Below are 13785 nucleotides of genomic sequence, written 5' to 3'. Positions count from 1 at the left end.
TGGTGACTTGCCCCATTATCGCGCGATCAGCCGTTCCTCGGCCGTCGGCGGGAACAGCCCCAGCCGGTGGGCCACCGCCGCCGCCTCGCCACGGCCCGAGACCTCGAGCTTGGACAGGATGTTCGAGACGTGGACGCTCGCCGTCTTCGGGGAGATGAAGAGCACCTCGGCGATCTGGCGGTTGGTGCGGCCGGCCGAGACCAGCCGCAGGACGTCGCGCTCCCGGCTGGTCAGGCCCAGCGTCGTCAGGGGGTCGGTGGGGTCGGCCGGGGCGCCCGGCGGGCCGGCGGCGGGGGTCAGGTTCAGCCGGGCGCGCCGGCCGAGAAGGGTGACGGCTTCGGTGAGGGGACGGGCGCCGAGGTGGGCGGCGACCGCGTGGACGAGGCGCAGCAGCTCGGCTGCCCGGTCGCGTTCGTCGTCGCCGCCGACGGACAGGAGCGCCTCGGCCAGACGGTGCCGGGTGCGGGCGAGGTCGTAGGGCCGTTCCAGGCACTCGAAGGCGGCGACCACCTCGGACCAGTCCTCCGGGTCGGTGCGGCCCTCGGCGCGCAGGAGTTCGGCGTGGACCCAGCGTTCGTGGGCCTGCCAGACGGGAGCGATCGTGGCGAGCCTCTTGGCCGCTCCCCGGATGCGGTCGAGGAGGTCGGCCCGGCCCGGGTCCGCGGCCGGCAGCGCGCGGGCGTCGCCCTCGGCGGAGGCGGCGGCGAGCAGGAGGGGCCAGGCGTAGCGCTGGGTGCCGGGCCGGAAGTCCCGTTCGAGCGCGCCCGTGAAGTGGGCGCGGGCGTCCAGCGGGCGGCCCTGGGCCGCGGCGAGTCCGATGGCGAGGCGGGTCAGGGGGAGGTGGTTCTGCGGGGCGTGTTCGAGGGAGTCGAAAAAGCCCTGCGCCGAGACCAGTTGGCGGTCGGCCTCGGTGAGGTCGCCGCGGCCGAGGGCGAGTTCGGCGAGGAGGGCGGCGTGACCGCCTCGGACCGCCACGCCCTGGCCCACCCTCCCCCACTGCCTGAACGGCGTGGGGGGACCCCCAGCGGCGGCGCAGGCGCGGTCGGCCTCGTCCCAACGGCCCAGCGAGAGGAGGGACTCGGCGAGGTTGCTCCACACCCAGGCCTCGATGTCGGGCGGTCCGTGCCGCTTGGCGAAGGCGAGGCCCTCCTCCAGGATCGGGACGGCCTCCCGGGAGCGGCCGATCGCCTCCAGTTCGGAGGGAAGGTTGACGTAGGCGCTCAGTGCGACCGAGGGGGTGTTCTCGGCGAGCGCCTGTTCCCTGACCTCGTGCAGCTCCGCGAGGCCGGCCTCGATATGGCCGGCGTCGACCATGAGGACGCCGAGAACCTGGCGGGCGTCGAGCTCGATCTCGCGGGCGCCGATCATGCGGGCGTACTCCACAGCCCGCTCGGCGGCCCGGTAGGCCTCGGGACCGGGTTCGTGGACCAGGGACCAGCAGGCGACGTGGGTCAGCACCTCGGCGTGCACCTCACTGGGCGGGAGGCCGCGCAGCAGCTCCTGCGCGGTGGCCAGTTCCTCGCGGCCGCCACCCCGGCCCAGGGAGTGCACCAGCCGGGAGCGCTGCACCCAGAACCAGGCGGCGCGCAGCGGATCGTCCTCCTCCTGGAGCAGACGCAGCGCCCGCTTGGTGATCTTCAGGGCGCGTTCGCGTTCCCCGCAGTAGCGGCCGGCGACGGCGGCCTCGGCCATCAGGTCGAGGTAGCGCAGCGGGGTGGGGGCCGGATCGCGGCCGCTGGAGGTCCCGCCACGCCGTTCAGGCGGTGGGGAAGGATAGGCCTCCGTGCCGTCGACGGGACGCAGTGCGGCCCTGATGTCTTCGGGCACGGCCTCCCACAGCTCCATCGCCCTTTCCAGGAGCCGTAGTTGCTCGCTGTAGGCGCGCCGGCAGCGGGCCTCGACGGAGGCGTCCAGGACGGCGGGGAGGGCCTTCGCCGGGTCGTGGGCGTGGTACCAGTAGCTCGCCAGCCGCATGACGCGCTCGTCGGCGGGGACGAGGGTCGGGTCGCTCTGGAGGGCTTCGGCGTAGCGGCGGTTGAGGCGGGAGCGTTCGCCGGGCAGGAGGTCGTCGCTCACGGCCTCGCGGACCAGGGAGTGGCGGAACCGGTAGCCGTCGCCGTCGGGGGTGGTGAGCAGGATGTTGGCGCCGACGGCGGCGCGCAGCGCCTCGAGAATCTCGTCCTCGGCGAGCCGGGCGACGGCGTCGAGCAGGCGGTACTCGACGGTGGAGCCGCCCTCGGCGATGATCCGGGCGACGTTCTGGGCGCTCTCGGGCAGCGCCTCGACGCGGACGAGCAGCAGGTCGCGCAGAGTGTCGGTGAGGCCGGTGCAGCAGCCTTCGTGGGCCGCCACGGCCAGTTCCTCGACGAAGAAGGCGTTGCCGTCGGAGCGTTCGAAGATGTCGTCGACCTGGGCGGGGTCGGGTTCGGCGGCGAGGATGCCGGCGATCTGGCGGCAGACCTCGTCGCGGGTGAAGCGGGCGAGTTCGAGGCGCCGGACGGTGCGCAGCCGGTCGAGTTCGGCGAGCAGGGGGCGCAGCGGATGGCGGCGGTGGATGTCGTCGGCGCGATAGGTGGCGAGGACGACGAGCCGGCCGGTGCGCAGGGTGCGCAGCAGATAGGACAGCAGGTGGCGGGTGGAGGCGTCGGCCCAGTGCAGGTCCTCCAGGACGACCACGACCGTGCGCTCGGCGGCGACGCGCTCCAGGAGACGGGCGGTGAGTTCGAAGAGGCGGGCCATGCCCTCCCCGTCGTGGCCTCGTCCGGGGGCGCTCTCCCGCAGTTCGGGCAGCAGCCGGGCGAGTTCCTCCTCCTGGCCGGCCGCGGCGGCGGCCAGTTCGTCCGGCAGGGCTCGGCGCAGGGCGCGCAGGGCGGTGGAGAACGGGGCGAACGGCAGTCCGTCGGCGCCGATCTCGACACAGCCGCCGAGCGCGACGACGGCGCCCCCGCGGTGGGCCGCGGCGGCGAACTCCTCGACGAGTCTGGTCTTGCCGACCCCGGCCTCACCGCCGATGAGCAGCGCCTGTGGCTCTCCCGCGGCGGCGCGGGCGAGCGCGTCCTTCAAGGTGTGCAGCTCGTCGGCGCGACCGACGAAGACGGGGCTGACGGACCTGGTCTCCACGGGGGCGAGCATCGCACGCGGGTGCGACGACGGCCCAGCGGATATCGCCGGGGCCCCGGCGGGAGGGCGGCCGACCCCCGTGCGGCCGCCCTCCCCCGCCCCCGCGTTCACGCCGGCCGGGCGAACCGGAGCCGATGGAGGAGATGGGTATGCGACTCGCTCCCGGCGCCGCCCTCCGCCCGCTCGACGGCGGCGCGTTCGGCGGCCTCACGACGGGCGGCGCGGCGGCTGCGGACGACCTGGCGGGCCTGTCGCTCGTCCTCGGCCCGGCGGCGCAGTTCGGCGGAACGGGCCTGCTGCAACTCGTACTCGTACATGGTGTGTCCCCTGAGAGGTCGTTGTTTCCGGCTCGCTTGTCGCGATGCCTCAACCTTCGTCTCCCAGGGGGGTCCGCCACATCGGGAGAGTTCCGCATCTTCGGCGGCGGACGGCGCCTTAGACGCGACTGAGGGGCCTTAGGACGTCCGTGAGTGGCTCACGGTCGTCTAAGACCCCTCGTGACCTGCGGGTGCTAGCTCGCGGACGGCAGTCCGAGCAGGGCGTCGGTGTACTTGAGGACGGCCAGCAGCAGGCCGATGACGCCGAGCGCGACGCCGGCCCAGGACACGGACTTGATCCAGGGGGCCTGCGGCCCGGCGGGGGCGCCGAAGGCGGGCCGGGCCAGGACGACCACACCGATGATCAGCGCGACCAGCGCGAACAGGCCGGCCCAGAGCGCGGTGGTCTGCCAGGCATCGCCGTAGACCTCCTTGATCTGGGTGGCGACACCGGCGCTCGACGAGGTCTGGAGCTGACCGACCAGCGTCTCGCGGGCGGCGGCGACGGTGCCGATCCAGCCGCCGGTGAGCGACACGACGCCGAGCGCGACGGAGACGACGGCGCCGGCGCCCTGGCCGACCCCGGTGGAACCGGCCGCCCGGTCGGCGGTCTCCTCGGCGATGACCTCGTCACCGTCGTCGGTGGCGTCATCGGTGACGTCGTCGGTGGCGTCCTCGACGGCCTCCGCCTTCGTCCCGGTCGCTTCGTCCGGCGCCTCGGTCTTCGTGACGTCCACCTTCTCCTCGTCGCGCTTCGCCTCGGTGCCGGATTCCGTGCCGGCCTCGTCCACAGTCTTCGTTCCCATACCTCGCACCGTACGGACGCTCTCTGAGAGGTCCCTTAATGATCGTTGTGAGCGCCGCGCGCGCGTGCGTCGCGCCACTCCTGGGCGAGCACGGACCACACTTCGAGGTCGTGCCGCACCCCACGATAGGGGTAGGACTGCCGGCGTACGCCGTCGCGGGTCATTCCCAGCCGCCGGGCCACGTCCAGGCTGGGGGTGTTGCCCGCGGAGGCGACCCATTCGATCCGTTGCATCCCGCGCTGATCCACCGCGAAGTCGATCAGCACCCGCATGGCCCGGGTGACCAGGCCGCGCCCGGTACCGGCGGGTTCCAGCCAGCAGCCGACCTCGCAGTTCGCGTCCTCGGCGTCGAAGTTCAGGAAGAGCACGCCGCCCACGAGCGTGCCGTCCAGCCACAGGCCGTGCAGCGAGCCGGTGTCGGCGGCGCGCATGTCGGCGTACCTCTGGAGCGCCTCCCGCGCGGTGGCCACGTCGGTGGCCTTCGAGCCGAAGGGGACGTACTGGTTGATGAACTCCCTGCCGCGCTCGAGATGCGCCAGGAACTCCTCGGCGTGCCAGGGCTCCAGCGGGCGCAGTTCGGCCCCGTCGTCACCCAGCGATATCGCGTACATCCGGCCGCTGCTCCTTCTCCAGTGCCTCCACTGCCTCGGTGAGCCTCTCATGGGCGGCACGGCACTCGGGCGGCTCGATGCTGATCCGCGGCAGGTACCGGTCGAGCCGGCGGGGCAGCCACCAATTGGCGCTGCCGAGCAGGTGCATGAGGGCGGGCACCAGCAGCGTCCGCAGGACGAAGGCGTCCAGGGCGACGGCGGCGGCGAGGGCGATGCCGAACATGGCGATCACCCGGTCGCCGCTGAGCACGAAGGCGAGGAAGACCGAGATCATGATGACGGCGGCGGAGTTGATCACCCGGCTGGTCTCGGCGAGGCCCACCCGGACGGCGCGCCGGTTGTCGCCGGTCTCCAGCCACTCCTCGTACATCCGGCTGACCAGGAAGACCTGGTAGTCCATGGAGAGGCCGAACAGCACCGACACCATGATCACGGGGAGGAAGGGCTCGATGGGCCCCGCGCGGCCGAGCCCCAGCGACTCGCTGCCCCAGCCCCACTGGAACACGGCCACGACGATCCCGAAGGCGGCGGCGACGGCGGCCACGTTCATCACGGCGGCCTTGAACGGTATGCCGACGGACCTGAAGGCGAGCAGGAGCAGCAGACAGCCCAGGCCGATGACGACGCCGACGAACAGCGGGAGTTTGCCGACGATGACGTCCGCGAAGTCGTCGTATCCGGCCGTCACCCCGCCGACGTGCACGTCGAGGGAGGTGCCCGTCTCGGCGCGGGGCAGCACCTCGGTGCGCAGCCGGTCGACGAGCTCGCTGGTGCGCTGCGACTGCGGGGCGGACTCGGGAACGACGGTGAGGTACGCGGTGCGGCCGGCCGAGTCGAAGGTCACCGGTGTCACCGAGGCCACGCCCTCGGTGGTGCGCAGGGCGGTGTCGAGATTGTCGAGGGCGAGCCGGTCCTCGGCGCCCCCGACGCGGGTCGCCAGGGTCAGCGGACCGTTCACGCCGGCGCCGAAGTTCTCGGCGAGGAGATCGTAGGCCTGCCGGGTGGTGGCCGATTCGGGGGCGTTGCCCTGGTCGGAGGTGCCCAGACGGAGGGAGAAGGTGGGCAGGGCCAGGACGGCGATGACGACGAGGGCGAGCGCGCCGAGCAGCTTGGGACGGCGCTCCACGAACGCCGACCAGCGGGCGGCGAGCCCGGTCGGCAGCTCCGGCCGGGGTCCGTGCTCGGCGAGCCGGCGGCGTTCGCGGCGGCTGAGGGCGCGCATGCCGATGAAGGACAGCAGGGCGGGCAGCAGCGTCACGGAGGCGGCGACCGTCAGGACCACGGTCAGGGAGGCGGCGATCGCCACGCCGTTGAGGAAGCTCAGCCGCAGGATCAGCATGCCGAGGAGGGCTATGCACACCGTGGCGCCCGCGAAGACGACCGCGCGTCCGGTGGTGGCGACGGCACTCGCGGCGGCCTCGGGGACCGTGAGCCCCCGCTTCAGTCCGCGCCGGTGCCGGGTCACGATGAACAGCGCGTAGTCGATGCCGACGCCGAGCCCGATGAGCAGGCCGAGCATGGGCGCGAAGTCGGCGACGGTCATGGCGTGTCCGAGGAGCACGATGCCCGCGTACGCGGTGCCGACGCCGACCAGGGCGGTGGCGATGGGCAGGGCCGAGGCGGCGAGCGAGCCGAAGGCGAGGAACAGCACGACCGCGGCGACGACCACGCCGACGATCTCGGCGAGATGCCCGCCGGAGGACTCGGTGAGGCCGATCGCGGAGCCGCCCAGCTCCACCTGGAGGCCGTCGGTCTCGGCGGCTTCGGCGGCGTCGACGACGGCCCGCGCCTCGCTCTCGTCGACGTCCTCGGCGCGGTCCTCGAAGGTGACGGTGGCGTACGCCGTGTGGCCGTCCTTGCTGATCCGCGCCTTGCCCTGGCCGTCATAGGGGCCGGCGACGGAGGCCACGCCGGGCAGGTCGGCGATCTTCTCCAGCGCGCGGTTCACGGTCTGTTCGACGTCGGCGGCGCGCACGGAACCCGAGGCGGTGTGCCAGACGACGGTGTCGCTGTCGCCGCCGAGGCCCGGGAAGCCCTCCGTGAGCAGCCGGGTGGCGCGGCCGGACTCGGTGCCGGGGACCTCGTAGTCGTTGGAGTACGCGGAGCCGACGGCGAGCGCGGCGGTCGCGGTGCCGCCGAGAGCGAGCAGCCAGATCAGCACCGTCATGAGGCGGTGGCGAACACACCAGCGTGCGAGGGCTGCCACTTGACGTGCTCCCGGAGGGTGAATTGTGGATCTTTGACCGGGAACAGTCGTGCCTGACCTGAACAGCCCGCAAAGAACGTATGAGCGATGTGGAGCCACTCTTGCAGGCGAAGTCGATCGATTGCGGCGTTCGTGGGGCTTTTCACAGGAGTGGGAGGCAGCTCACAGGACAATAACAACCCCTGTGTCAGGCCTCGTCGGGCACGTGTCAGTCGGCCTGGTCGCCGATCGCCATCACCATCACCCCGGCGATCAGCAGCCACAGCGCGCGCCGGGTACGGCCGCGGGACCCCAGGAAGGCGGCGAGGGCGCAGACGGCGGCGCCGAGGGCGTAGGCCGCCGGGACGAGGGCGGGGGCGGAGCCGGTGAGGCGCATGAGGGACGCGGCGAGTCCGGCGAGGGTGAGCAGCACTCCGGTGCCGATCGCCGTCCAGCGGGCCCGGCGGGCGTCCTCGGGGCCGTGTTCGTCGTCCGTCTCGGCGTCGGCGTCCGTGTCGGCGTCCGCTTCGTCGGCCTGCTCGGTCGCGGCGGCGGCTTCAGTCCTGCCGGCCGCGCCGGTCGGGCCGGTCGTTTCGGCCTGCGGGCCGTCGTGTATGTCGTCCTGCGTGTCGGAGTCGGTTCGTGCCCTCATGGCGGGCGAGCGTAGCGCGTCGCGCCGAGAAGAGAGACGCCCAGGGGGGATGCGCCGGTGCGGCGCATCCCCCCTGGGCGCGAGAAGAACGGTGGGCTCAGCCCTCGCTGACGCCCAGCTTCTCCAGGATCAGCTCCTTGACGCGGGCCGCGTCGGCCTGCCCGCGCGTAGCCTTCATCACGGCGCCGACCAGGGCACCGGCCGCGGCCACCTTGCCACCGCGGATCTTGTCGGCGATGCCCGGGTTGCCGGCGATGGCCTCCTCGACGGCGGTGGTGAGCGCGCCCTCGTCGGAGACGACCTTCAGACCGCGCTTGTCGACGACCTCGTCCGGGGTGCCCTCGCCCGCGAGGACGCCCTCGATGACCTGACGGGCCAGCTTGTCGTTCAGATCGCCCTTGTTCACCAGCTCGGTGACCCGGGCGACCTGCTCCGACGTGATCGCCAGCTCGTCGAGCGGGACGCCCGACTCGTTGGCGCTGCGGGCCAGTTCGCCCATCCACCACTTACGGGCGGAGGCCGCGTCGGCGCCGGCGTCGATGGAGGCGACGATCAGGTCCAGCGCACCGGCGTTGGTGATCGACTGCATGTCGGCGGGGGCGATGCCCCACTCGGCGAGCAGCCGGTTGCGGCGGGCCAGCGGCAGCTCCGGCAGACCGCCCCGGATCTCCTCGACCCATTCGCGGGACGGGGCAATCGGCACCAGGTCGGGCTCCGGGAAGTACCGGTAGTCCTCGGCCTCCTCCTTCACGCGGCCCGAGGTCGTCGACCCGGTGTCCTCGTGGAAGTGGCGGGTCTCCTGGATGATCGTGCCGCCGCTGTCGAGCACGGCGGCGTGCCGCTGGATCTCGAAACGGGCCGCGCGCTCCACGGACCGCAGCGAGTTCACGTTCTTCGTCTCGGACCGGGTGCCGAACTTCTCCCGGCCGTGCGGGCGCAGCGACAGGTTCACGTCGCAGCGCATCTGGCCCATCTCCATGCGGGCCTCGGAGACGCCGAGCGCCTTGATGAGCTCGCGCAGCTCACGGACGTACGCCCGCGCGACCTCGGGGGCGCGCTCGCCGGCCCCCTCGATCGGCTTGGTGACGATCTCGATGAGCGGGATGCCGGCGCGGTTGTAGTCCAGCAGGGAGTGGGACGCGCCGTGGATACGGCCGGTGGCGCCGCCGACGTGCGTCGACTTGCCGGTGTCCTCCTCCATGTGGGCGCGCTCGATCTGCACCCGGAAGGTCTCGCCGTCCTCCAGCTGTACGTCGAGGTAGCCGTCGAAGGCGATCGGCTCGTCGTACTGGGAGGTCTGGAAGTTCTTCGGCATGTCCGGATAGAAGTAGTTCTTCCGGGCGAAGCGGCACCACTCGGCGATCTCGCAGTTCAGCGCGAGACCGATCTTGATCGCCGACTCGATGCCGATCGCGTTGACGACCGGAAGCGCGCCGGGCATGCCGAGGCAGGTGGGACAGGTCTGCGAGTTGGGCTCGGCGCCCAGCTCGGTCGAACACCCGCAGAACATCTTCGTCTTGGTGCCGAGTTCGACGTGGACCTCGAGGCCCATGACGGGGTCGTACGACGCCAGCGCGTCCTCGTACGACACCAGGTCGGTCGTGGTGGTCACGGTGAAACTTCCCTCTCAGCCCAGCAGGACGTCGTCGTCGCCCAGCCGCTTCAGCTCGCGGTAGAGGATGGCGAGGCCGGTGACGATGGCGACGGCGGACACGGTGGCGTCGATCAGGACCAGGGTGTCCTTCTCGGCGCGGGCCTTCTTCAGCCGCTTGGCGACGCCGAACGCGCCGAACGCGGTCCCGGCGATGGACAGGTACGTACCGGACTTGGACTTCTTGAAGCCCTTGGCCTTGTTCAGTGCGCTCACAGCGACGGAGCCTCCTCGAGAAGCGGGTGACCCCACCTTTCCACGAAGGCGGCCTCGACGGCGGCGCCGACCTTGTACAGCCGGTCGTCCTTCAGCGCCGGGGCGATGATCTGCAGACCGACCGGGAGGTTGTCCTCCGGGGCGAGACCACAGGGCAGCGACATGGCCGCGTTGCCCGCGAGGTTGGTCGGGATGGTGCACAGGTCGGCCAGGTACATCGCCATCGGGTCGTCGGCGCGCTCGCCGATCGCGAAGGCGGTGGTCGGCGTCGTGGGCGACACGATCACGTCGACCTGCTCGAAGGCCTTCTCGAAGTCCCGCGTGATGAGCGTGCGGACCTTCTGCGCCGAGCCGTAGTACGCGTCGTAGTAGCCGGAGCTCAGGGCGTACGTGCCGAGCATGATGCGGCGCTTGACCTCGGGGCCGAAGCCCGCCTCACGGGTGAGGGAGGTGACCTCCTCGGCCGAGTGGCTGCCGTCGTCGCCGACCCGCAGGCCGTAGCGCAGGCCGTCGAATCGGGCGAGGTTGGACGAGCACTCGGACGGCGCGATCAGGTAGTACGCCGACAGGGCGAGGTCGAAGGACGGACAGTCCAGCTCGACGATCTCGGCGCCCAGCTCCTTCAGCAGCGCGACGGACTCGTCGAACCGCTGGATGACGCCGGCCTGGTAGCCCTCACCGCGGAACTGCTTCACGACGCCGACGCGCATGCCCTCGACGCTGCCGTTGCGGGCGGCCTCGACGACCGGCGGGACGGGCGCGTCGATGGACGTGGAGTCCAGCGGGTCGTGCCCGGCGATGACCTCGTGCAGCAGCGCCGCGTCCAGGACCGTACGGGCACAGGGGCCGCCCTGGTCGAGGGAGGACGAGAAGGCGACCATGCCGTACCGCGAGACAGCGCCGTACGTCGGCTTCACGCCGACCGTGCCGGTGACGGAGGCCGGCTGGCGGATGGAGCCGCCGGTGTCGGTGCCGATGGCCAGCGGCGCCTGGAAGGAGGCGAGCGCGGCGGAGGAACCGCCGCCGGAACCGCCGGGGATCTTGGTGAGGTCCCAGGGGTTGCCGGTCGGCCCGTAGGCGCTGTTCTCGGTGGACGACCCCATGGCGAACTCGTCCATGTTGGTCTTGCCGAGGATGACGACGTCGGCGGCCTTCAGTCGCTTGGTGAGCGTCGCGTCGTACGGCGGGATCCAGCCCTCGAGGATCTTCGAACCGACGGTCGTCGGGATGCCCTCGGTGGTGAAGATGTCCTTGAGCGCGAGCGGGACGCCGGCCAGCGGGCCGAGCTTCTCGCCCCGCTCCCGCTTCTCGTCGACGGCGCGCGCCTGGGCCAGCGCGCCCGCACGGTCGACGTGCAGGAAGGCGTGGACCTTCTCGTCGACGGCCTCGATGCGCGCCAGGTGCGCCTCGGTGACCTGGACGGCCGTGAGCTCGCCGGAGGCGATCTTCGCGGCGGTCTCGGCGGCCGTGAGCTTGATGATGTTGACGTTGTCCGACATGGCGGTTAGTCCTCCCCCAGGATCTGCGGCACCTTGAAACGCTGCTGCTCCTGGGCCGGGGCGCCGGAGAGCGCCTGCTCGGGGGTGAGCGACGGACGGACCTCGTCCGCCCGCATGACGTTCGTCAGCGGGAGCGGGTGCGAGGTCGGCGGTACGTCTTGGTCGGCGACCTCGCTGACGCGGGCGACCGCGCCGATGATGTCGTCCAGCTGTCCCGCGAAGTGTTCGAGCTCTTCGGGCTTCAGCTCCAGACGCGCCAGCCGGGCGAGGTGGGCGACCTCCTCGCGCGTGATGCCAGGCATGCAGCGTTCCTCTGGGGTGGAGTGAGTGTGTGGTTTGGGCCCAATCCTAGGGTGCGGGGCACTGAACCCGTGACACGGATACTCCGGGGCTCCTCGGGGTGGGGCCGGGGCGGGGCTACTCGTCCGACGCCGCCGCCGGAAGTGCCGCCGCGGGGCGCTGCCAGCCGCGTGAGCCGCGGGCCCGCAGCCAGGCCGTCGTCTCCTCCGGGGGCATCGCCGCGGCCACCAGCCAGCCCTGCACCGCGTCGCAGCCCAGGTCGCGCAGCCGCTCCCAGGTCTCGTCGTCCTCGACGCCCTCGGCGACCACCAGCAGACCCAGCGAATGCGCGAGGTCGACCGTGCAGCGCACTATCTCCGCGTCCTCGGTGTCGATGGCCAGCCGGGCCACGAAGGAGCGGTCGATCTTCAGCTCGCTCACGGGGAGCCGGCGCAGGTGCACCAGGGAGGAGTAGCCCGTTCCGAAGTCGTCCAGCGACATCTTCACGCCGTGCCCGGTCAGCGCGTTGAGAGTGTCGGCGGCTCGCTGCGGGTCCTCCAGCAGGACGTGTTCCGTTATCTCCAGTTGGAGCGCTCCCGCGGGCACTCCGTGCCGGGCCAGCCGGGCCGCGACGGAGCCGGCGAAGCCCGGCGTGTGCACGTCACGGGGGGAGACGTTGACCGCGACCGGCACGTACAGCCCCTGGGCCCGCCACTTGGCGACCTGGCCGAGCGCCGTCTCCAGCACGTACTCCGTCAGATGGGGCATCAGCCCGGACGACTCGGCGATCGCTATGAACTCGTCCGGCGGTACCCTCCCGCGCTCCGGGTGCACCCAGCGGACCAGCGCCTCCAGCCCCGCCACCTGCCCGTCGAAGCGGACCTTCGGCTGGTAGTGCAGCTCGACCTCGTGCGCGTCGAGCGCCCGCCGCAGATCGCCCAGCAGTCCGAGCCGGTCGGGGGTGTTGGAGTCGCGCTTGGACTCGTACACCTCCACGCCCGTACGGTCCCGCTTGGCCTGGTACATCGCCACGTCGGCCCGGCGCAGCAGGCCCTCCGCGTCGAGGGCGTGGTCGGGGTAGACGGCGACGCCCGCGCTGGCCTCCAGGACGAGGGTGAGCCCGTCGAGGTCGAGCGGCGAGCCGAGGTCGGAGACCAGCCCGCGGGCGACCCGCGACGCCGAGGTCGTGGAGTCGGCGACGGGCAGTAAGACGGCGAACTCGTCCCCGCCGAGCCGCGCGACCTCCGCCCCGCGCGGCAGGGCGAGCTTGAGCCGCTCGGCTATCTGGAGCAGCAGCCGGTCACCGGCGAGATGACCGAGGGTGTCGTTGACCGAGCGGAAGCGGTCCAGGTCGATCAGCATCAGGGCGGCCCGGGCGCCGATGCGCTCCGCGTCGTCCAGGGCGGTCCAGATGCGCTCCAGCAGCCACTGGCGGTTGGGCAGCCCGGTCAGCGGGTCGCGCAGCTGTTCCTCGGCGCGGGCGCGGGCCATCCACAGGGTGGAGTCGAGGGCGATGAGCGGGATGGCGAACAGCGGCAGCAGGATCGGCTTGGCCACGGCCACCACGCAGATCAGCGGCGCGATGCCCAGCAGGGCGACCGCGACCAGGCCCTGTCTGACCAGGGCCGTGCGGGCGACGGTGGGCAGTCCGCCGGAGCGCGGGGCGTGCAGGTACCAGAGCAGGACGCGGGTGACCGCGAGGTAGGCGACGGCCACCAGGACCACCTGGGGGCCGGTGTAGACCGTCCAGCTGTCGGGGGTCCAGGGGTGCTCCACGGACGGTATCCGGCCGCAGGCGGCCAGCAGCAGCGCGCCCGCGCCGATGCCGAGGATGTCCACCGCGCCGTGCAGGATGCCCTGCCGCCAGCGGTGGCGCCTGGCTATGCCGACCAGGACGACGACGGTGAGGCTGACCAGTCCGGCCGCCACCCAGCCGTACAGCAGCAGGACGGCGAGGGTGAGGGCGGCGCCGGAGCCGGTGCCGCCCCACCAGCGGGCGCGGCCGAGCAGGACCAGGTGGCCGACGATGACGCCGGCCAGTACGGCCAGGGCCCAGCCGGCCGTGCCGGACGGGAAGAGCGCGTGGTGGCCGGTGAAGGCGCGGTAGAAACCGGCGCCGAGCGCGAAGGCGGCGGCGGAGACGACCGAGGCGGGCAGCGCGGGCCAGGACAGCTGCCGGTCGGCCTCGGGGTCGGGCAGCCCCGGATGCGGGGCGGTGGCGACGCGGAGGTCGGGAGCGGGATGCGGCGTCGCGTACGGCGCGGTGTGCGGCACGTAGGCCTCGGCGCCCGGAGGCCGCTCGGAGCGCGCCGTCCACCAGTTCCCCCACCAGACGCCGGCGACCCGGCGTCGGCGCAGCCGTTCGTCCGGGGCGGCGCTCTCGGTCGGTTCCATTCCCGTCCCTCTCACAGCCGGCGGTGCCCACGCCACGCGACCCGTCGCCCGACAA

The 13785-nt window shown here is 72.4% G+C and carries 11 protein-coding genes; all 11 read right to left on the bottom strand.

Features of this window, described 5'->3' with window-relative positions; genetic code table 11:
- Positions 1 to 15: 15 nt before the first annotated feature.
- Positions 16 to 3132 (bottom strand): AAA family ATPase, encoded by a 3117-nt coding sequence (locus ACIRPU_RS23290; RefSeq protein ID WP_403870301.1) that lies wholly within the window; start codon positions 3130 to 3132, stop codon positions 16 to 18.
- Between the two features lie 95 nt (positions 3133 to 3227).
- Positions 3228 to 3437 (bottom strand): hypothetical protein, encoded by a 210-nt coding sequence (locus tag ACIRPU_RS23285; protein ID WP_403870298.1) that lies wholly within the window; start codon positions 3435 to 3437, stop codon positions 3228 to 3230.
- A 194-nt stretch (positions 3438 to 3631) separates the two neighbouring features.
- Positions 3632 to 4243, bottom strand: coding sequence for a hypothetical protein (locus tag ACIRPU_RS23280; RefSeq protein ID WP_403870295.1), 612 nt, complete (start codon positions 4241 to 4243; stop codon positions 3632 to 3634).
- Between the two features lie 35 nt (positions 4244 to 4278).
- Complete coding sequence (locus tag ACIRPU_RS23275) at positions 4279 to 4854, bottom strand: GNAT family N-acetyltransferase (protein WP_403870292.1); 576 nt, start codon at positions 4852 to 4854, stop codon at positions 4279 to 4281.
- Positions 4832 to 7060, bottom strand: coding sequence for an MMPL family transporter (locus ACIRPU_RS23270; protein ID WP_403870289.1), 2229 nt, complete (start codon positions 7058 to 7060; stop codon positions 4832 to 4834). The genes ACIRPU_RS23275 and ACIRPU_RS23270 overlap by 23 nt, the downstream gene beginning before the upstream one ends.
- 208 nt (positions 7061 to 7268) lie before the next feature.
- Positions 7269 to 7691, bottom strand: coding sequence for a hypothetical protein (locus tag ACIRPU_RS23265; RefSeq protein WP_403870286.1), 423 nt, complete (start codon positions 7689 to 7691; stop codon positions 7269 to 7271).
- Between the two features lie 97 nt (positions 7692 to 7788).
- Entirely contained in the window at positions 7789 to 9303 is a 1515-nt protein-coding gene (gene gatB / locus ACIRPU_RS23260) for an Asp-tRNA(Asn)/Glu-tRNA(Gln) amidotransferase subunit GatB (protein ID WP_403870283.1), read from the bottom strand.
- A 15-nt stretch (positions 9304 to 9318) separates the two neighbouring features.
- Positions 9319 to 9558, bottom strand: a complete 240-nt coding sequence (locus ACIRPU_RS23255) for a hypothetical protein (RefSeq protein WP_020131415.1) — start codon at positions 9556 to 9558, stop codon at positions 9319 to 9321.
- On the bottom strand, positions 9555 to 11057 hold the full coding sequence (gene gatA / locus ACIRPU_RS23250; RefSeq protein ID WP_355709610.1) for an Asp-tRNA(Asn)/Glu-tRNA(Gln) amidotransferase subunit GatA: 1503 nt from the start codon (positions 11055 to 11057) through the stop codon (positions 9555 to 9557). Before gatA ends, ACIRPU_RS23255 begins: the two co-directional genes overlap by 4 nt.
- A gap of 5 nt (positions 11058 to 11062) precedes the next feature.
- A complete protein-coding gene (gene gatC / locus ACIRPU_RS23245) occupies positions 11063 to 11359 on the bottom strand; it encodes an Asp-tRNA(Asn)/Glu-tRNA(Gln) amidotransferase subunit GatC (protein ID WP_007384860.1) in 297 nt (98 codons plus the stop codon).
- A gap of 115 nt (positions 11360 to 11474) precedes the next feature.
- Positions 11475 to 13730, bottom strand: coding sequence for a putative bifunctional diguanylate cyclase/phosphodiesterase (locus tag ACIRPU_RS23240; protein WP_403870278.1), 2256 nt, complete (start codon positions 13728 to 13730; stop codon positions 11475 to 11477).
- Positions 13731 to 13785 lie beyond the last annotated feature (55 nt).

The organism is Streptomyces sp. NPDC102259 (genome assembly GCF_044766465.1).
Classification (GTDB): Bacteria; Actinomycetota; Actinomycetes; order Streptomycetales; family Streptomycetaceae; genus Streptomyces.
The sequence above is the reverse complement of the archived record's forward strand: the minus strand, read 5'-3'. Positions and strand labels throughout refer to the sequence as shown.

Bases quoted from the DNA above. Each gene is read 5' to 3' on its own strand.
- ACIRPU_RS23280 (WP_403870295.1), bottom strand. From the start codon at position 4,243: ATGGGAACGAAGACTGTGGACGAGGCCGGCACGGAATCCGGCACCGAG.
- gatC (WP_007384860.1), bottom strand. From the start codon at position 11,359: ATGCCTGGCATCACGCGCGAGGAGGTCGCCCACCTCGCCCGGCTGGCG.
- ACIRPU_RS23240 (WP_403870278.1), bottom strand. From the start codon at position 13,730: ATGGAACCGACCGAGAGCGCCGCCCCGGACGAACGGCTGCGCCGACGC.
- ACIRPU_RS23275 (WP_403870292.1), bottom strand. From the start codon at position 4,854: ATGTACGCGATATCGCTGGGTGACGACGGGGCCGAACTGCGCCCGCTG.
- ACIRPU_RS23285 (WP_403870298.1), bottom strand. From the start codon at position 3,437: ATGTACGAGTACGAGTTGCAGCAGGCCCGTTCCGCCGAACTGCGCCGC.
- gatA (WP_355709610.1), bottom strand. From the start codon at position 11,057: ATGTCGGACAACGTCAACATCATCAAGCTCACGGCCGCCGAGACCGCC.
- ACIRPU_RS23290 (WP_403870301.1), bottom strand. From the start codon at position 3,132: ATGCTCGCCCCCGTGGAGACCAGGTCCGTCAGCCCCGTCTTCGTCGGT.
- ACIRPU_RS23265 (WP_403870286.1), bottom strand. From the start codon at position 7,691: ATGAGGGCACGAACCGACTCCGACACGCAGGACGACATACACGACGGC.